Source organism: Eubacterium sp. AM05-23, assembly GCF_003477535.1.
Classification (GTDB): domain Bacteria; phylum Bacillota; class Clostridia; order Eubacteriales; family Eubacteriaceae; genus Eubacterium; species Eubacterium maltosivorans.
The window spans coordinates 116,444-136,203 of the sequence record NZ_QUDF01000003.1; the positions used below are offsets into that span (position 1 = coordinate 116,444).

Annotated in this window: 19 protein-coding genes; 10 read left to right on the top strand and 9 right to left on the bottom strand. The window is 47.0% G+C overall.

Annotation, left to right across the window (positions count from 1 at the left end):
* Positions 1-35: 35 nt before the first annotated feature.
* The 4 genes from DW091_RS04530 to thrC are packed head-to-tail and all read right to left on the bottom strand — an operon-like array spanning position 36 to position 3,263.
* The gene (locus DW091_RS04530; protein ID WP_058693795.1) at positions 36-404 is read right to left on the bottom strand and encodes a DUF1622 domain-containing protein; all 369 of its coding nucleotides are present in this window, start codon (positions 402-404) and stop codon (positions 36-38) included.
* Between the two features lie 2 nt (positions 405-406).
* Positions 407-841, bottom strand: coding sequence for an ACT domain-containing protein (locus DW091_RS04535; RefSeq protein ID WP_013381444.1), 435 nt, complete (start codon positions 839-841; stop codon positions 407-409).
* 10 nt (positions 842-851) lie between these two features.
* Entirely contained in the window at positions 852-1,745 is an 894-nt protein-coding gene (gene thrB / locus DW091_RS04540; RefSeq protein WP_118517517.1) for a homoserine kinase, read from the bottom strand.
* 15 nt (positions 1,746-1,760) lie between these two features.
* Positions 1,761-3,263 carry a threonine synthase gene (thrC, locus tag DW091_RS04545; RefSeq protein ID WP_118517518.1) on the bottom strand — a complete coding sequence of 501 codons (1,503 nt, stop codon included), beginning with the start codon at positions 3,261-3,263 and terminating at the stop codon, positions 1,761-1,763.
* A gap of 107 nt (positions 3,264-3,370) precedes the next feature.
* Between thrC and DW091_RS04550 the strand changes: the two genes are divergently transcribed.
* The 9 genes from DW091_RS04550 to DW091_RS04590 all read left to right on the top strand — a co-directional run bounded on the left by DW091_RS04550 (position 3,371) and on the right by DW091_RS04590 (position 12,464).
* Positions 3,371-4,615, top strand: a complete 1,245-nt coding sequence (locus tag DW091_RS04550) for a homoserine dehydrogenase (RefSeq protein ID WP_058693799.1) — start codon at positions 3,371-3,373, stop codon at positions 4,613-4,615.
* A gap of 36 nt (positions 4,616-4,651) precedes the next feature.
* On the top strand, positions 4,652-5,860 hold the full coding sequence (locus tag DW091_RS04555; protein WP_118517519.1) for an aspartate kinase: 1,209 nt from the start codon (positions 4,652-4,654) through the stop codon (positions 5,858-5,860).
* A 116-nt stretch (positions 5,861-5,976) separates the two neighbouring features.
* Positions 5,977-6,390 (top strand): hypothetical protein, encoded by a 414-nt coding sequence (locus DW091_RS04560; protein ID WP_118517520.1) that lies wholly within the window; start codon positions 5,977-5,979, stop codon positions 6,388-6,390.
* 109 nt (positions 6,391-6,499) lie between these two features.
* Positions 6,500-7,924, top strand: coding sequence for a hypothetical protein (locus DW091_RS04565; RefSeq protein ID WP_118517521.1), 1,425 nt, complete (start codon positions 6,500-6,502; stop codon positions 7,922-7,924).
* Between the two features lie 161 nt (positions 7,925-8,085).
* Positions 8,086-8,994 carry a quinolinate synthase NadA gene (gene nadA / locus DW091_RS04570; protein WP_118517522.1) on the top strand — a complete coding sequence of 303 codons (909 nt, stop codon included), beginning with the start codon at positions 8,086-8,088 and terminating at the stop codon, positions 8,992-8,994.
* 14 nt (positions 8,995-9,008) lie between these two features.
* Entirely contained in the window at positions 9,009-10,307 is a 1,299-nt protein-coding gene (locus DW091_RS04575) for an L-aspartate oxidase (protein WP_118517523.1), read from the top strand.
* Entirely contained in the window at positions 10,285-11,145 is an 861-nt protein-coding gene (nadC, locus tag DW091_RS04580) for a carboxylating nicotinate-nucleotide diphosphorylase (protein WP_096920429.1), read from the top strand. Before DW091_RS04575 ends, nadC begins: the two co-directional genes overlap by 23 nt.
* Before the next feature lie 29 nt (positions 11,146-11,174).
* The gene (locus DW091_RS04585; protein WP_096920430.1) at positions 11,175-11,687 is read left to right on the top strand and encodes a transcription repressor NadR; all 513 of its coding nucleotides are present in this window, start codon (positions 11,175-11,177) and stop codon (positions 11,685-11,687) included.
* Positions 11,688-11,828: 141 nt separating this feature from the next.
* Entirely contained in the window at positions 11,829-12,464 is a 636-nt protein-coding gene (locus DW091_RS04590; protein WP_058693806.1) for a chitobiase/beta-hexosaminidase C-terminal domain-containing protein, read from the top strand.
* An 84-nt stretch (positions 12,465-12,548) separates the two neighbouring features.
* Here DW091_RS04590 and DW091_RS04595 read toward each other — a convergent pair whose 3' ends face one another.
* The 5 genes from DW091_RS04595 to glpK form a co-directional block, all read right to left on the bottom strand.
* A complete protein-coding gene (locus tag DW091_RS04595; protein WP_013381377.1) occupies positions 12,549-12,908 on the bottom strand; it encodes a DUF1667 domain-containing protein in 360 nt (119 codons plus the stop codon).
* Positions 12,905-14,179 carry an FAD-dependent oxidoreductase gene (locus tag DW091_RS04600; protein ID WP_118517524.1) on the bottom strand — a complete coding sequence of 425 codons (1,275 nt, stop codon included), beginning with the start codon at positions 14,177-14,179 and terminating at the stop codon, positions 12,905-12,907. The genes DW091_RS04595 and DW091_RS04600 overlap by 4 nt, the downstream gene beginning before the upstream one ends.
* Before the next feature lie 3 nt (positions 14,180-14,182).
* Entirely contained in the window at positions 14,183-15,670 is a 1,488-nt protein-coding gene (locus DW091_RS04605; RefSeq protein WP_118517525.1) for an NAD(P)/FAD-dependent oxidoreductase, read from the bottom strand.
* A 140-nt stretch (positions 15,671-15,810) separates the two neighbouring features.
* A complete protein-coding gene (locus DW091_RS04610) occupies positions 15,811-16,443 on the bottom strand; it encodes a glycerol-3-phosphate responsive antiterminator (protein WP_058693809.1) in 633 nt (210 codons plus the stop codon).
* A gap of 162 nt (positions 16,444-16,605) precedes the next feature.
* Positions 16,606-18,102, bottom strand: coding sequence for a glycerol kinase GlpK (gene glpK, locus DW091_RS04615; protein WP_013381373.1), 1,497 nt, complete (start codon positions 18,100-18,102; stop codon positions 16,606-16,608).
* Positions 18,103-18,656: 554 nt separating this feature from the next.
* Between glpK and dhaK the strand changes: the two genes are divergently transcribed.
* Positions 18,657-19,649 carry a dihydroxyacetone kinase subunit DhaK gene (gene dhaK, locus DW091_RS04620; protein WP_074617615.1) on the top strand — a complete coding sequence of 331 codons (993 nt, stop codon included), beginning with the start codon at positions 18,657-18,659 and terminating at the stop codon, positions 19,647-19,649.
* Positions 19,650-19,760 lie beyond the last annotated feature (111 nt).

Genomic DNA, 19,760 nt, shown 5'->3' on the forward strand with positions numbered 1-19,760 from the left:
CCTTTCAGGATCAATCAGACCTGAAAGGCTTTTGTTTATTGGGGAGTGTCTCTGTTTTCTTTGCTTTCCTGAATGAGATTGTCCTTACGGACCTCCGATTCCTCGTTTTTAATTTCCCAGTGGATCAGAGCGGTCAGGGCAGCGCGCAGCAGGATGATCCCGCCGACAATGATAAGCTCGCTGGGCTGGCGGACAATGACAGTCCGCAGAATTTCACTGCCAAGCTTGAACTCAAGCGCCATGGCCATACCCTTAGCCAGATCCAGACGGGTGGAGGGCCTGCGGCGGACATAACCCCAGATACCCTTGATGCCGGACCAGATTAATACGCCCACGCCAACGTACTCAAAGAACAGGATCGCGTACTGGACAATGGTGTTCAGTACTTCTTCCAGAATTTCCATGGCTATTCCATTGCCACCAGATTAACGTTATGGACACCGCGCAGCACCACCAGGTCACCGACAAGATCCTCAATGCTTCCCAGAAGGTCCTTTCCATCCAGGGTCAGGATGACAACGGCAGCGTGGTTGATGGGAATGTCCTGGTGGATGGTGATGATGCTGGTCTTGTGCTCCCGCAGAATGTTGAGCACATTGGACAGGATACCGGGTTCGTCGTCAAGGATCATGGAAATCGTGAATTTTCGTCCAAAATCCTCAGAAGGCTTAAAAATATAATCCTTGTATTTGTAGTAGGTGCTCCGGCTGATGCCGACGCGCTTCACCGCGTCACTGACCGACTTGCATTGGGAAGATTCCAGCAGAATGCGGGCTTCCACCACCTTGCTGTAATACTCCGGCAGTATTTTCTTGCTGACAATCAGATAATCACGTATCATAAGCTCCTCCTTACGAGTGCTGATCGGTACAAACGCCTGTGTTGTCCGGCTCCAGCTTGAGCAGGGTCCATCCCGGCAGCTTTTCTTTTAAATACTTACCCATTTTCATATAAAACTGATCATTGTCTCTGGTGGTAATGGCCAGAATAGTAGGACCGGCGCCGCTGATACAGGTGTTAAGCGCGCCCAGCTCCCTGGCTTTTTTGCTAACCTCACCGTAGTGGGCGATGAGGCCTTCGCGGTAGGGCTGGTGCAGCTTGTCCTCAACGCTGACCTTAAGGATATCCGGCCGCCCTTCAGTCAGGGCGAGGTAGGTCATAGTTGCGCGGGACACATTAAACACTGCATCCTTGTGGAATACTTTTTTCGGCAGCGCTTTGCGGGCCTCCATGGTGGACAGGGTAAAGTCCGGGATAAGGCCGTAAAATTCAAAACACTGTGAAACCTCTTTCTTGATATAATGGTTGTCTTCCTTGAGTCCAAGGGAAACCACCAGGCCGCCGAACATGGCCGGTGCTACATTGTCGGGGTGGCCCTCCATTTCAACGGCCATGTCAAAGAGCTCCTTACCCGTCAGGGGAGCGTTGCAGAGAGTATTGGCCCCCACCAGGCCGCCGACAATACAGGCGGCAGAGCTGCCCAGACCGCGGCTTACAGGAATGTTGACGTCGGTGTAAATGTAAATGCCCTTTGGCCGGTAGTGGACACGGTTAAAGACCTTGAGCATGGCCTTGTAGACCAGGTTGGATTTACCCTGGTAGCGCCGTTCGACGCCTCGGATGGTAAGCTTGCCGTTGTCCCTTTCCTCAAAGCTGAAGATGTTATATAACTGAAAAGCCATACCGAAGGCATCAAAGCCAGGTCCGATATTGGCTGTTGTTGCGGGTACGCGTACTTTTATCATGAATGGTTCACTCTCCTATTTGTCTAAAAATGCTGTGATGCAGCCGGCCATTTCCTCCGGCGTGCAGACTTTGTCGTGACGGTTTTCTTTCTGATCCAGATCTCTCAGCGGAACGGGGATTTCCGTTTCGGTCCGGGCGGCCAGCTCCTTGAGGACTGCGTAATCGTCCATGCCCTCAGGTACTTCGCCGAAAATGCTCTCATAGACACTGCGGCCAAATTTGTAAGGGCTGGCAGTGGACAGGATAATGGTTGGGGTCTCAACATCGCCAGTATCCGCGCGGTAGTCGCTGTAGACCTTGCTGGCAACAGCGGTGTGCGGGTCCATGAGGTAGTGGTTGTACTCAAACATGTGCTTAATGGCTCCGGCGGTTTCTTCCTCGTTGGCGCAGCCAGCGTAGAAAAGGTGGTCATCGCCAAGGAAGAGCAGCTCGCGGTCCAGTGCGTAGGTGCCGTCTGCGTTCAGCTGGCTCATCAGGCCTGCGATCATCTCGCTGTTGCCGCCTGTAATGTCATAGAGCAGACGTTCCAGGTTACTGGAAATCAGAATATCCATGGACGGGGACATGGTCTTATAAAAATCGCGGTTGCGGTCATATTTGCCAGTGTTAAAAAAGTCGGTCAGGATGTTGTTTTTATTGGACGCGCAGATGAGCCGGCTGACGGGCAGGCCAATGGCGCGGGCATAGTAGCCAGCCAGAATGTTTCCGAAGTTACCAGTCGGTACCACAAAGTTGACGGCTTCGCCAAGGTCGATGACCGCTTTTTTGTAAAGCTGTATATAGCTGTAAAAATAGTACACGATCTGAGGCAGCAGGCGGCCAATGTTGATGGAGTTGGCTGAGGAAAAAACGTAGCCCTGCCCGCGCAGCTCTTCGATCAGGCCGCTGTTATTCAGAATTTCCTTGACGCCGTTCTGGGTATCGTCAAAATTGCCGGCCACACCGATGACACAGGTGTTGTCGCCGTCCTGGGTCAGCATCTGTTTTTCCTGGATGGTGCTGACGCCGTCCTTTGGATAGTAGACTACAATGTTGATGTGGGGCACCTTGGCAAAGCCCTCGAGAGCCGCCTTTCCAGTATCGCCGGAGGTTGCGGTCAGTATAACGATATCCTTGCTGATATCGGCGTTTTTCATGGCTGTTGTCATCAGGTAAGGGAGAATGGTCAGGGCCATATCCTTGAACGCACAGGTAGGGCCGTGATAAAGCTCAAGAAAATAACGATCATCTACTTTTTTAAGGGAAACGGGTTCCTCATTCTCAAATTTTCCGGTATAATAGGCATTGTGGACACAGTCTTTGATCTGTTCTTCACTGAAGTCGTCCAAAAAGTATTTGAAAATCTCAAAAGCCAACTCTCCGTAGGTTGCATTCTTCAAGGCTGTCAGGTCAATTTTTATGTCATGGATGAATGAAGGGACGAATAAGCCGCCATCCTTGGCGATTCCTTTGATAATTCCTTCTGACGCGGACACGTTTGCTTCGCCTCCGCGTGTGCTGACATATTTTTCTTTCATAGTTCCTCCAAAATTTTTATTGAATATCCTTAATATATATGATAAAATGTTTTCGAAATAAAAACAAGTGTTTTTTTCATGAATACATTTACAGAGGTGAAAATCATTTGAATATTGGATTATTGGGGTTTGGAACTATCGGAACCGGTGTGTACGAGCTCATCAATTTAAACAAGGGACGGTTCGCCAAGAACCTGGACGAAAAAGTTGTGATCACCAAAATTCTGGATAAAGATCCCAACAAGAAGGTAGCTGAGGAAGACAAGGTGGCGCGTGTGGTTACCAACCCGGATGACATTATGGACGATCCGGATATTGAGATTGTCATTGCGCTTCTCGGCGGTATGGATTTTGAGTATGGCCTGATCAAGCGGGCGCTTCAGAGCGGCAAGCATGTGGTAACCGCCAACAAGGCCGTTATATCAGAGTATTTTGAAGAGCTGCTGACCATCGCGGCGGAAAACAATGTTATTCTGCGCTATGAGGCCAGCGTCGGCGGCGGGATTCCTATTATCGGCTCTTTAAAGGAAGAATTAAAGATTAACCGCGTCAATGAAATCAAGGGAATTCTCAACGGGACCACCAATTTCATTCTGTCTAAGATGACCGAGGAGGGCGCTGATTTTGCAGATACCCTGAAGCTGGCCCAGAGCATTGGCTTTGCAGAGGCAGACCCGACAGCCGATATTGAGGGCTATGATGTTTCCAGAAAACTGGCGATTTTATCCTCGCTGGCCTACGGCGGTATCATCAAGGATGAGGATGTGCGCAAGCGCGGCCTGTCTGATGTACGCGCAGTGGATATCGAGATGGCCGGCGATTACGGCTATATCATCAAGTATCTGGGCCATTCCGTACTAAAAGAAGGTAACCAGGTTTACACAACAGTGGAACCGGTTATGTTCAAGGAAGCCTCCATCATGAGTAATGTCAATTCCGAATTTAACATTATCTCCATTGTGGGCGATATTATCGGTGAGCTTCAGTTTTACGGCAAGGGCGCAGGCAAGGACGCTACCGCCAATGCTGTGGTGGGGGATGCCCTTTACATCATCAATTGCATAAAAGACAACAATTTCCCGAAACCGCTGGTCTTCAGGAAACAGCTGGATAAAAAAGGTGTGGGCGCCTTTAAGGGCAAGTATTACCTGCGTGTGGACATTGACAGCCACGAGACCTTCGAGCACGCCTTAAACGCTGTGGATGAGGTCTGCGCGCGCAAAAATATTATCGTCAGCGACAACCGGGTCTTCTTTATGACAGAGCCGGTGGAGGCAGATGTCTTTGACGCCATGGTTGCCAAAATCAAGGAAAAACAAAGCGAGTGCTTCTACGCGCGCATTTATGAATAAATAATATAAAGAGAACATTGTAAAAGAGGAGTATGTATGGAAGATTTAATTGTGCAGAAGTACGGCGGCACCAGCGTCGGCACGGTTGAAAAAATTAAGCGAGTCGCGAGGCGGATCGTGGAGACCAAAAATGCCGGCAACAAGGTTGTCGTGGTTGTTTCCGCCATGGGAAAGACCACCGACGAGCTGGTGGATCTGGCCCTGGCCATCAATCCGAATCCGCCGAGCCGCGAGATGGATGTGTTGCTGGCCACAGGTGAGCAGGTATCCATTTCCCTTTTAGCTATGGCCATTCAGACCATCGGCCATGATGTGGTGTCCCTGACAGGCGCTCAGTGCGGCATCCAGACATCGGACGTGCACAAGCGCGCCCGTATCAGCGGTATTGATACGGGCCGTATCGAGAGAGAACTCGCCGATGAAAAAATTGTCATTGTGGCTGGTTTTCAGGGAGTGGACGAAAACCGCGATATCACGACCTTGGGCCGGGGCGGCTCTGATACCAGTGCAGTAGCTATTGCAGCGGCTTTAGAGGCAAAATGCTGCGAAATTTACACGGATGTGGACGGAGTCTACAATGCCGACCCGCGCGTTGTGCCTACAGCCACCAAAATGGACGAGGTTTCCTATCAGGAGGTCCTTGAAATGGCCAGCCTTGGCGCCGGTGTTCTGCACCCGCGTTCTGTGGAGCTTGCCGAAAAATTTAAAATGCCGCTCATCGTGAGATCGAGCTATAATAATAACGAAGGAACGATTATCAAGGAGGATGTTAAAATGGAAAAAGTGTTAGTTAGAGGAATTGCGTTAGACGAAAATATCGCTAAAATATCGATTTTTGAAGTACCGGACCAGCCGGGGATTGCCTTCAAGCTTTTCAGTATGCTGGCCTCTGCCAATATTCATGTCGACATGATCGTACAGAATGTCAACCGCACCGCGGTCAACGATATCTCATTCACTGTCGACGCCGATGAGCTTCAGGAAGCCGTAGAAGTATCCCAGAAGTTCGCCTTTGAGGTCGAAGCCCAGAAGGTTGCTTTTGACAAGGGCGTTGCCAAACTGTCCGTTGTGGGAACTGGCATTGTCGCCAATGCGGAGATTGCCTCCAAATTCTTTGAATCCCTCTTTGAGCTTGGCATCAATATCCAGACCATCAGCACCTCTGAAATCAAAATTTCCTGCCTCATTGATAAGGAACGGGCCAAGGAAGCCATGATCCATATTCATAAAAAATTCGATATGTAATATAGAATATCCCCCCGGATTGCGTAAGGCAGTCCGGATTTTTTTATCCCCGGCTTTTCATCAGGGAAAATCTGCGCTATAATATAAAGTAAGAAATCGATCTGAGGAGGGAAAGTATGAAAACAATTCAGGATTTTGCGGCACTGTTAGACGGCAGAGAATATAAAAAGGAAATGACAGAGGATGAAATCATACAGGCCAGAGAACTTGGCTTTGTCATTGTCTTTGGCTGCTCCGACGACCGGACGGTTTTTCATGGCGCCATCGAGGAGGAACGCCAGACCGTAGACGGCGGCACCCTTTATATCACGGAAAAGGGACTGTTCGAGGACTGTCCCTGTAACTGTATCTACTCACAGGAGGCAAAGGCAAAGGCCAGCCCCATCGAGGTAAGATGGTGTAAGGGCCCCTATGTCTGGTCCTACAAAACTCAGATCCCCCACGAAAGCTTTGAGATCATCGACAATCAGCCCGCAGAAAACCTTAAATTCTGCCAGGGGATGGTGTTCAAACTGAAAGAAATAGAATAAAAATAAGCCTTTGCGCAGCGTGCATAGAAGACACGCTGCCTTTTTATTTGTTTCATTTCAGACTCCTTTGGGTAATCAAAGAATATGATGAAAAAAGGAGAAATTTGAAATGGAAAAAACCATTGGTGACAATCGAAGGCTCAGAAATGGCTTTATTACTTATTTTATTGTTTTGATCGTCCTGGGAGCGGTTTTAATTCCTGTGCTGCCGGGCGGGCCGCTGCCTCTTGAAATTGCATTCTTAATTTTATTTCCAGGTATTCCCGGTACGGTGGTGTGGTACATTACCAATAACGGCCCCCAAAAGACACCGAAGGAGTGGCTGCAATACAACTGGTACGGTGTTGTGCTTTCCGTTATCATTATCCTAACCGCTTTGCTGCTGCTTTTGCCGCAGTTCCGTTACCCGACAGATTACCTGTTCTTTACCCAGACATTTGATGAGAATATTCCCCGGGCAATCGAGAATGGACGGGCCTTTGAGGGAATTCTTCAAAATCTTTTTTCAGGCCTGACACCAGAAAGTGCCTGGATGCTCAGAGCCTTTAACGTGGCCTTTCTTGTACTTTTTGGACTGCTGCTGGACCAGTGGCGCCGGAGCAAATCACACAATGACCTGGTGGCCTTTCTGGTAACCACAGTTCTTATGGCCTTTTCAGTGATCACAGATTTTACCGCCTATGCGAGTCTGGTTTCCTTTATTCCAGCCGTCTGCTGTGCCGGCGTCTGTGTTATTCTGTATGACCGGTTTGATAGCGCCCTGGCAGACCGTGACCTTAAAACCGCTTATATTGCTCTGCTGCTGTCACTGGTCTTTTTGCTTGTAACCTTTCTGCTGGCTCAAGTACCTACCATGGTGACCTTTGTTCTGCTGACTGGCTACGTTTATTTTAACCGGGCAGAGCATTCCTCAGTGAAATATGTAGGCTTTTTCGCCTTGCTCTTTGTGTGGGGAACTGCCATTTATTTTGGCATCGCCCAGGCCCTTGCAGGCTCGGCCCAGCGGGTACTTAACCTTGGGCTGGACCCGGCAGGCTCACTCGGAGCTTTTGGCGGCCGCCTGCTGTGGTTCTTCGGTACCGTAGTGCCAGGCTGTCTGAATAAGATCGTTGAGGCCTTTTTCGGCTCAGCCGTCTACTACAAAGACCCCATCAATCTGGCGGTGACGCCCTATAACCAAATAGTGGCCGGTATTTTTGTACTCTGCGTCCTGTTTTTCTTTATCCTGTCGCTGGTTACTTATTATAAAACCAGACATAAGGTGGCGGATGTTATTCTGCTGTTGATCTTTGTGCCACTGGCTTTTATGTATTATCTGGTGCTTTTGCCAACGACATTTGCTTCCTATGATACCCTTGGCGTCAATGCTGTTATTGTGTTTATCATGATTTTTGGCATCCGGGATCTGGTGCTTATGGGGCGGGAGACGCCCGGCAAGCTTCAGAAACGGGTTTATGTTTCCATCATCAGCGTTCTTATTTTTCTGCTGATCTTAAACAGCAATCTCTTTACTGCGCAGTTTATTACAGGCTGAGAATAAATCAGTCCAAGGCCTCTTTGTCAGGGATTTTTAGTGGCAAAGGGGTTTTTTTATGGGCTTTTCAGCAAAAACTTTGATAAATTTACATCGATACTTGTTATGTGACAAGACAGATGCTATAATAATTGGAAAGACTGTATACACGGAGGAGAATTATGAACGAAATGGTTGAGCGGATTTTAGAGCTCAAAAAAGAAAAGGATGTTGTGATTCTGGCCCATTACTACGTGACCGGAGACATCCAGGATATAGCTGATTATGTGGGAGACTCCTACCTGCTCAGCAAAAAAGCAGCAGAGGCCAGTGAAAAGGTCATCCTGTTCTGCGGCGTTGAATTTATGGGAGAGAGTGCGAAGATCCTGAGTCCGGACAAAACCGTGCTCCTGCCGGATCTGGAGGCCGACTGCCCAATGGCCCACATGGTAACGCCTGAGGATATCCGAAAGCTCAAAAAAGAGTGCCCTGACGCGGCTGTGGTCTGCTATATCAACTCAACCGCCGAAACCAAAGCCTGGGCCGATGTCTGCGTCACTTCGTCCAACGCTGAGCGCGTCGTGGCCGCCATGCCCCAGAGGGAAATCTACTTCGTACCGGATTCCAATCTTGGCCGCCACATCGCTGAAAAGCTGCCGGAAAAAACCTTCTATTTCCACAATGGCTTCTGTCCAACACATGCTCGTATCAGCGAAGCCCTTGTCAGAAAAGCAAAGGAAGACCATCCCGGAGCCAAGGTGCTCATGCACCCCGAATGCATCCCAGATGCACTGGCGCTGGCCGATTATATCGGAAGCACCTCAGGTATCATCGACTTCCCCGGAAAGGATGACGGCGACAGCTACATCATCGCTACCGAGGAGGGCGTCATGCACCAGATGAAAAAGCAGTACCCGGACAAGGCCTTTTATATGGTCGATGACCTCTGTATCTGCGAGAATATGAAAAAAAATACCCTGGAAAAAATTCTGTATACCCTGGAAACCTTTGACAATACAATGGAGATGGATGAGGAACTGCGTGTGCAGGCGTCCCGTTCCCTTAAAAAAATGCACGAGTTAGCACAGTAAGGAAGTGTGTGAAAATGAAGAATCATGCCGATGTTATTATCGTCGGAACCGGAGCGGCAGGCCTGTTTTGCGCCCTTAAGCTGCCCCAGCATTTGAGAATTATCATGATTACCAAGGATGAGGCTGAAAACAGCGATTCCTTTTTGGCTCAGGGCGGTATCTGTATGCTAAAGAGCCCTGAAGACTATAAAAGTTATTATGAGGATACCATGAAAGCCGGCCATTACCAGAATGACCCACAGGCTGTATCAGTGATGATCAACAGCTCACCTCACATCATTGACGAGCTGGTTCACTACGGTGTGGATTTTAGGCGGGAGGGCAGCGCATTTGCCTTTACCCGTGAGGGAGCCCACTCTACCCCCAGAATCCTGTTTCACGATGATGTGACCGGCAGGGAAATCACCAGCAAGCTGTTGGAACAGGTAAAAACTCGGAAAAACATTGAATTTCATGAGTTTACCACCATGATCGATCTGATCTGCGAAAACAACCGATGCTCTGGTATTATAGCCAGGAGCAAAACAGGTGACACCTTTCCGCTTTATGCGGAAAACATTGTACTGGCCACAGGGGGCCTTGGCGGTCTGTTCCGCTATTCCACCAACTATCCCCACATTACCGGGGACGCTCTGGGCATTGCCATCCGTCATGGCATTGCGGTAAAAAACATCAATTATATCCAGATTCACCCTACTACTCTGTATTCCCAGAAGCCGGGTCGTTCCTTCCTGATTTCCGAATCCGTCAGGGGAGAGGGCGGTATCCTGTTAAACGCCAAGGGCGAGCGCTTTGTCAATGAGCTGCTTCCCAGAGATCTGTTGACTGAGGCTATCGAGAAGCAAAAAGCCATCGATCACAAGGAGTATGTGCGTTTATCCGTGGTCCATCTTGGGGCAGAGACCATTAAGGGACGCTTCCCCAATATTTACAGGCATTGTCTGGAGGAGGGCTACGATATGACAAGGGAACCTATCCCGGTCACACCGGCACAGCATTACTTTATGGGCGGTATTGAGGTCGACCTGGACAGCCGCACCTCCTTTAAAAATCTGTACGCAGTGGGGGAAACCAGCTGCAACGGCGTTCACGGGGCCAATCGGCTCGCCAGCAATTCTCTGCTGGAGAGCCTGGTTTTTGCAGAAAGGGCAGCCCGGCATATTGCGGCAGAGCCGCGGCGCAGCATGGCCTTTGGGCTGCGGGCGCCCTCGACCCTGCCAGCGCCTGAAGTGGTTTTCGACTACAAATCATTGATATTAGAAGAAATTAAGAGAGAGGACACACATTTTTATGAACAATGGTGCAACAATTAAAATAAATGTTGACGAGGCAATAATGAGTGCCCTGCGGGAGGATGTGACCAGTGAGGACATTACCACAAACGCGGTCATGCGTGAGCCCCGGCAGGGCAGGGCAGAGCTCATCTGTAAGCAGGATGGTGTGCTGGCCGGAATCGGTGTTTTCAGGCGGGTGTTTGAGCTTTTAGACGATACCGCTGCCTTTGAGCTTTACTATGAGGATGGCGATAAGGTATCAGAGGGCGCCGTTATCGGCATTGTCACCGGTGATATCCGCTGTCTGCTCACCGGCGAACGGACTGCTCTGAATTTTCTCCAGCGTATGAGCGGCATCGCTTCCTATACCAGAGGTCTGGCCGACGTGCTGGAGGGCAGCCAGACAAAGCTGTTGGATACGCGTAAAACTACGCCAAATATGCGTGTTTTTGAAAAGTACGCTGTCAAGGTTGGCGGCGGCCATAACCACCGCTATAACCTGTCAGATGGTATTCTGTTGAAGGATAACCATATCGGTGCTGCGGGAAGTGTGAAAAAGGCAGTGGCTATGGCAAAGGAGTATGCCTCTTTTGTACGCAAAATTGAGGTAGAGGTTGAAAATCTTGAAATGCTGGAGGAAGCCCTCGAGGCCGGAGCGGATATTATTATGCTGGATAACATGGACAGTGAGACCATGAGAAAAGCAGTGGCGATGGTTGACGGCCGTGCCGAGACGGAGTGTTCAGGTAATGTTACCCTTGAACGTCTGAGTGAGATTGCTGAGATTGGCGTCGATTATGTCTCCTGCGGTGCGCTGACGCATTCTGCACCCATTCTGGACTTTTCACTCAAGAATCTCAGGCCTATTGAAGCGTAGAATACAGAAAAAGAAAGGTTGGTGATTATTTGGACGGAGAACAGCGGCGCAAAGAGATTATAGATGTGCTCAAAGCGACTAAAATCCCTGTATCCGGCACCTTTCTGGGGAAAAAATTTCATGTCAGCCGGCAGGTTATCGTTCAGGATATCGCCTTGATCCGGGCCAGCTGCCCGGGCATTATCTCCACACACCGCGGTTATATTATGACCCAGCCTGCTTATGTCAGCCGGGTTTTTAAAGTCAGCCACGGGCCTGAACAGATCGAGGATGAGCTTAACCGTATCGTGGATGCAGGCGCAAGGGCTGTGGATGTTTTTGTCAGACATGCCATTTACGGCAAAATTGAAGCAGAGCTCAATGTGTTTTCCAGACGGGATGTGCGCCTTTTTGTGGACAAGGTCAAAAACCATGGTGTAAAGCCCTTGACCGATATTACAGGAGGCGAGCATTATCACACCGTGGAAGCAGATTCCGAGAACATTCTGGATGAGGTGGAAGAGGCTCTTTGGAGTGCAGGTATTCTGATAGGCGTTGAATAAGCATAAAGCAGAAGCAGTTAAATGCTTCTGCTTTTTTCATTGTTCGCAAAAGGACTGAATGGGTATAAATGACAATAAATAAGGGTTTCTTTTTTGATGAAACCGTTATATAATAGATTTATCAAGGAAAAGAGGTAAGAAATGAAAAAGAGACATTTAATCGCACTTTTTATGATTCTTTTGCTCCTGATCCCGTCGCTCAGTGGCTGCGGAAAGGATCTGACCACAAAAATATCTCTGGAATCAGGAGAATACTATGGCGAACAGGAAATCACCCTTTCAAATGCCGGAACCGGGACGATTTATTATACCCTTGACGGCTCCGACCCCAGGGACGGCGGCAATGAATATAATCCTGAAATGCCACTGAAGATCAATTATGACTCAACCCTGAAGGCTTACACAAAAGAGGGTAGCAGCAAGGGTAAGGTGGTCGAGGCTACCTACACCATTAAAAATATGGAACAGACCGATCAAAGCTCAGGCGCGCTGATGTTTACAGCCTATATCCGCGGCACCTATCAGAGCGGCGATTCCAGGATCATCTTTAACCAGGATCGTTCTCTTGAATGGCAGAACGGCTCAGATACAGGCAGCTCACCTTATACCATTACCATGTCCAGCGATGAGGACCCATTAAAGGCGACCCTTACTTACATCAATAATGATGGCAAGGAGGCTAAATACGAAATTGACGCCAATGCCATCTGGCAAGACGGCTCGCTGGTTATCAACGGAACCACTTATCAGCCTGTGGATGATGAAGAAGAGGAATAAAAGACTGATACAGCCAATAAAAAGAACCGCCCAACTGAGCGGTTCTTTTTATGTATAAGAGATTAGTAGGTAAAGAACGAGGATTTATACGCGTGGCATGGTTTTAGTCGCAACAACATCCACGCCGGTGCCTAAAACGTCTTTGATGATGACATCGCCCATTTTGACAGGAGCGTCGACAACGATTTTATCAATTTCTTTCATGACATCAAAGATTTTTCCTTTTGGCACAGCGTCGGCTGTTTTGACAGGCAGACGGGCCATTAAAGCGCCGTTGATCACAACAGTGGTCGGAATTACGCGTTTAGGGTTGGTGACTTCTTCAATCCCATATTTTTCACCATTTTTACAGGTGTTGCCCGTTACAGTGTATTTGCCGTCTTTTTCTTCAACGACCATTTGGCATCCTAAAGGGCATGAAATACATGTTACATTAGTTTTCATTTTTTTGTCTCCTTCGGTTCGACAATAAATTCTATTTTACCATTTGGGTATTTTTCCAGTACTTCTTTTTTAATATTGAAGTTTACCATTTCAGCAGGCAGGAATTTTCTGGCTTTTTTGGTAGCGATCTTTTCGCCGTTTATATAAGCATTGACAACACTGTCGGCATAAACATTGCGGACGCGCATGTAGAAGGTAAGAGCATCGTCCATGTTCGCTAAAGAAACGTGCTGTGGTACAACATAGGAGATACCTTCGCCGTTGACGGTGTCAAAGTTTGTTTCGGTGGATAATTCACCTTTGATATATTTGGCAGCGCCTTTACCAGCCAGTACAGATTCTTCAGATACAAAGTCAACCAGGTCATGCACATGAACAACATTACCGCAGGCAAATACGCCAGGCATGCTGGTTTCACGAAGCTCACCCACAACCGGACCACTGGTGCGGCCATCAATATCAACGCCTGCATTGCGTGAGATTTCATTTTCAGGGATCAAACCAACGGATAAGAGCAGGGTATCACATGGAATGAATTCCTCTGTTCCGGGAATTGGTTTGCGGTCATCACCGACCTGCATCACAGTAACGCCTTCAATGCGGTCCTTGCCGTGGATAAAGGTGATGGTGTGGGATAATTTAAGCGGAATATCATAGTCATCCAGACACTGTACAATGTTACGAACCAAACCGTTGGAGTAAGGCATTAATTCACAGACAGCCTGTACGTGAGCGCCTTCCAGTGTCATACGGCGAGCCATGATAAGTCCGATATCGCCGGAGCCCAAGATTACAACTTCCTTACCAGCCATGTAGCCTTCCATGTTGATAAAGCGCTGTGCGGTACCGGCGGTGAAAACGCCAGCGGGACGGTAGCCCGGGATACCAATGGCGCCCGCAGTACGTTCGCGGCAGCCCATGGTCAGGATAACGGATTTTGTTTCAATGGCAGTATAACCGTCTTCTTCGTTGATGGCATGGACGATTTTTGTATCGCCTTTGTCTTCCATGTCGAGGACCATGGTGTTTAGCTCATAGGGAATTCCCAGCTCAACAACCTGGTCAATATAACGTTCTGCGTATTCAGGACCTGTCAATTGTTCTTTAAATGTATGTAAGCCGAATCCATTATGGATACACTGGTTCAGGATACCGCCGAGTTCACGGTCACGTTCCAGAATCAGCACATTTTCAGCACCGTCTTTTTTTGCTTCTACAGCCGCAGCAAGGCCAGCAGGGCCGCCGCCTAAAATAACTACATCATAAATCATTGCTTATGCTTCCTCCCCGTTAGATTTTGTTTTTCCGCACAGGATGTATGCCTTGTCTTTGGAGTCGTACATAACATCATCCATTTCACAGCCCAGTTCTCTCGCTAAGATTTCAACAACTCTTGGAGAACAGAAACCACCCTGGCAGCGTCCCATACCGGCACGGCAGCGTTTTTTAACACTTTTAACAGTGGTTGCACCAGCGCTACGGTGAATAACGTCAAGGATTTCGCCTTCTGTGATGGTTTCGCAACGGCAGATGACCTTACCGTATTTAGGATCTTTAGCGATCAGTTCACGTTTTTCTTCTTCAGACAGTTCGTTGAAGTAGACGTGTTTTCTGTTTTTAGGATTAAAGTTTTCATTTTCCTTTACGTCGATGCCCTGGCGCTCGAGCATTGGGATAATGATTTCTTCAACAACATACCAGCCGGCAGCCGGAATAGAGGTCAGGCCCGGAGATTCGTAACCAGCAAAGTTGACGAAATTCTTAACCGGAGATTCTTCGATGATGAAGTCGCCGTCAGTGGTAGTGTAGGTATCCGCAACAGGCGTGTTTCTTGTTCCTGCGTAAGAGCGGATAATTTTGTTGAAGCTGTTCTTTAAGGTCGGGCAGTTTTTCAATGCGTTTTCCTTAATGTAGTCGAGCCTATCCTGTGTGGTGGAGATATCACCCTTTTCAACAGGGGAGGCGTCTGGTCCGATTAACAGGTTGCCGTGTACGGTTGGGGCAACGAGGATACCTTTACCGTTTTTGGTTGGGCAGGGGAAGATAACGTTGTTAACCAGCCCGCCAACTTCTTTGTCAAAGATGAAGTAGTTACCCTTACGCGCTAAAAGCTTGAAGTAAGGCTCTCCAACCATCTTATAGATGTCATCAGCATAAACGCCGGCAGCGTTGACAACAATTTTGGCTTCGATGTCTTCGCCGGTGGTCTTGATTAAGAAGGAACCGTTTTTATTCTGGATATTGGTTACCAGATGGTTCAATTTAAGTGTAACACCATTGTCAACTGCATTTTCAGCAACCTTGGCGCATAATTCGAAAGGTGAAACCAGGCCGGCAGTACCAGCGTATAAAGCACCGCAAATATCAGGATTCAAGTTTGGTTCCATTTCATGGACTTCGTCCTTGAACAGGATACGCATATTCGGAACGCCATTAACCAAACCATTCTGATAGAGTTCGTGGAGTTTCATCATTTCGTGTTCAGTATGGGCAACGACCAGGGAACCAGTGCGTTTGTACGGCACATCCAGATCAGCACATACTTTTTCATACATGATGTTTCCAGGTGCATTAAATTTACCCTTTAATTTATAGGAAGGTGCGTCGAAACCAGCATGAACGATAGCTGAATTTGCCATGGTGATCTGATTTCCCACATCATTTTCTCCATCCAACAGAACCACATCCAACTGAAAGCGGGATAACTCCCGGGCTATGTAGGAACCGGCAATACCAGCGCCTATAATAGCGATATCATACATAATAAATCCTCCTTGATTTGTTATAATATATTTAAAATATAGACAAAGTTAGTTGTTCAATAAAAAAACCACACAATTTTCTCAGAAATTTTAAATACTAAGAAAATTAGTGCGGCTCTCCATTGCCATTGATTTAGTTTTTATTCTCCCTCAGGTTTAAGGGGGTCATCTTCTCTATTTTTTTGCTCACTTTTTATGCTTGAAAAGGCGTCCCATAAAGGCTTGTATGAGGTACTGGCAGAGATCGCACCAGCGTCGATGCAAGAACGAACCTCTTCTTCTGTCTCGATAAATCCGCCAGTGATAATCGGAACCGTCAGTTCCTTTTTTACACTGTGGATAATCTTGGGAACGAGTCCGGGCAAAATCTCAACGGCATCAGGCCGGATCTTTTTTGCCGAGTTGATCGAAACGTCCATGGCGGACGAGTCCAATAAAAACAAACGCTGTATAGTCATCAGACCTTCCTGCTTGGCGCGGGCGACGAGAGAATTCTTCGTCGAGATAATGCCAGTTGGGGTAATCTCTTCCTTTAGATATTTGATGAAATAATTATCCTGCGCATATCCTTTGATAAGATCAAGATGAACAAAGGCATATTTACCGGCATGGTTCACATACTCAACCATTTTTTTGAGGTTGTAGATATTCCCGCCAAGTAAAAAAATAATCTGTGTGTCCGACGCGATGGCGTCGTGGATATCCTTAGGATTTCTGACAGCGGCGATGATCGGATTCGCTTGAAACATAAGAAAACATTTTCTTGTCGACATTAGGTCCTCCTTAAACTCATCTATGCCTGTATTCTAGCATAAAGGCATTCGGAGGTAAATAGTTTTTTTAGACTTTTTATACTTTTGTTAAAGTTTTTGTCGGGAAAGTCCAAAAACTCCCCGACAAAAACCATTCATTTTTACTTTTGACAATAAAGAGACTTATTCAGCTTCTTCCCATCCTTTTGCACATTCTACGGCTTTTACCCAGCCTTTGTACAGTTTAGCGCGAACTTCGGAATCCATCATTGGTTCGAAGGTTCTGTCGATCTTCCATGCGTCGGTAACTTCTTCTTTACCATGCCAGAAGTCTACAGCTAAACCAGCTAAGTAGGAAGCACCCATAGCGGTGGTTTCAACGATAGACGGTCTGTCTACTGGAACACCGAGGATGTCAGCCTGGAACTGCATTAAGAAATCATTGTTACATGCGCCGCCGTCAACTTTGAGAGATTTCAGAGATACGCCGGAGTCTTTTTCCATAGCATCCAGAATGTCTTTTGTCTGATAAGCTAAAGATTCAAGAGTTGCACGGATTAAGTGGCATTTGTTTGCGCCACGGGTTAAACCAACAATCGCGCCACGAGCGTAAGCATCCCAATGCGGAGCACCCAAGCCAGTGAAAGCAGGTACCATGTATACGCCATTTGTATCTGGAACTTTCTTAGCGAAATGTTCGGAGTCTGGGGAGGTATCGATGATCTTTAATTCATCTCTCAGCCACTGGATAGCAGCGCCAGCTACGAAGATAGAACCTTCAAGAGCATAGTCAACCTGTCCGTCAAGGCCCCATGCGATGGTTGTTAATAAGCCGTTTGTAGATTTAACGAATTTTTCGCCTGTGTTCATTAACAGGAAGCAGCCTGTACCGTAGGTGTTTTTAGCCATACCAGGTTCGAAGCAAGCCTGTCCAAACAGAGCAGCCTGCTGGTCACCAGCGATACCAGCAATTGGAATTTCGCCGCCGAATAAGGTAGTGGTTCCGAAAACACCGGAGGAAGGTTTAACTTCTGGTAATAAGGACATTGGGCATTTGAATTCAGAACATAATTTTTCATCCCATTTGAGTGATTTGATATTGAAAAGCATGGTTCTGGAAGCGTTAGAGTAATCTGTTGCGTGAACTCTACCTTCAGTTAATTTCCAGAGCAGCCATGTGTCGATGGTACCAAATGCTAATTCGCCTTTTTCAGCTCTTTCACGAACGCCTTCAACGTGGTCTAAGATCCATAATAATTTAGTAGAAGAGAAGTATGGGTCAAGAATAAGACCAGTATTGTCCTGAACATAATCAGCGAAGCCAGGAATGGCATTAAAGTCATCAGCATAGCTGGCGGTACGGCGGCACTGCCAAACAATTGCGTTATAGACAGGTTCGCCTGTTTTTCTATCCCAAACAACGGTGGTTTCACGCTGGTTTGTAATACCGATCGCAGCGATATCATCAGCGGTTGCGCCAACTTTTGCCATTGCTTCACTTACAACACCACTCTGAGTAGCCCAAATTTCCATCGGATCATGTTCAACCCAACCTGGCTTTGGATAAATCTGAGTAAATTCTTTCTGTGCAACGCTTACAATTTCGCTTTCGTGATTGAATAAAATCGCTCTTGAACTTGTGGTTCCGGCATCCAGTGCTAATACATACTTTTTAGACATAAGTATAACCCCCTAAAATAAATTAAAATATATTTATTTAATTATGCTTCTGAAGATACTATCAGCATAAATAAATCAAGTGTTGATAAATGGTACAGTTCTCATTAAAAAAAGGCACAGACTAACAACATTAACATATTCTTTTTATGCAATGCGAAAGTATGGCCCTCCTAGACTCCTGCCCAATATTTAGATAACAACAATTCTACTGACATGTCTGCGATTACATCACCTTTACATAAGGTATGTCGCACTCAGTTCGATTTAATGATATTATAGCACAATCTGGATATTGTGTAAAGGATTTACAACCTAAAAAAAAAGTTAATTTTTTAACAAATCCGAAAGCCGCCTGTTTAAGCGGCTTCAGACAGATTCTGAAATTTTTTTCAGAAATAATGCTAAATCCCCCAAAAATCATTTTACAGACGAAAAGAGTGTTTTTTTGTTCAACAAACATAAAATTTTGCCAATTGAAAAATTAACTTATCAATTGGGTAAAACTGTGATATAGTATAAAACAAATAAGCAAAGTTCATTAGGAGGGAATTCTTATGAAAAAATTTATCAATGATGTTGAAAACGTTGAAAACGAGATGCTTGAAGGGATCGTCGATGCCCACCCGGATTATGTTAAACGCCTTGAAGGCCTAGACGTACTGGTAAGAGCAGATAAAAAAGAAGGGAAAGTAGCGCTTGTCAGCGGCGGCGGCAGCGGTCATGAACCAGCTCACGGCGGTTTTGTCGGCAGAGGGATGCTGGATGCTGCGGTAGCCGGCGCTGTATACACCTCTCCAACACCAGACCAGGTTTACGAAGCCATTAAAGCAGTTGACGCTGGAAACGGAGTATTATTAGTCATCAAGAATTATACCGGTGATGTTATGAATTTTGAAATGGCTGCCGAAATGGCAGAAGGTGACGGCATTGAAGTGGCTTCTGTTGTTACGAACGATGACGTTGCAGTACAGGACAGCCTTTATACAACCGGACGCCGTGGTGTTGCCGGAACAATTTTTGTTCATAAAATTGCCGGAGCCAAGGCAGAAGCAGGCGCTCCTTTAGCAGATGTTAAAGCTGTTGCTGAAAAAGTTATTGCCAATGTACGTACCATGGGCGTTGCCATTAAACCATCAACCGTTCCTGCGGCAGGAAAACCAGGCTTTGAACTGGCAGAGGATGAAATGGAAATCGGTATTGGTATCCATGGCGAACCGGGAACCCACCGCGAAGCTTTAAGACCAGCGAACGAAATCGTAGACCATCTGCTTGAAAAGATTTTAGCAGATATTGACTACTCAGGCTCCGATGTTGCTGTTATGGTTAACGGCGGCGGTGCAACACCTGCGATGGAACTTTACATTCTCAACAAACGCGTTCACGACGTATTAACCGAAAAGGGCATTAAGATCGCTAAAACCTTTGTTGGCAACTATATGACCTCCATTGATATGGCTGGAGCTTCCATCAGTCTGTTAAAACTGGATGATGAAATGAAGGAACTGCTGAACGCACCGGCAGATACTATTGCATTAACTCAGTTTTAAGTAATTCTTTAAATTAGATATGATATCATAATGACAGGCCGATTCGGCCTGTCATTTTAGAGCATATTAAAAATAACACAGAGACATGGAGAAGGTATGGAGAAGACAGCA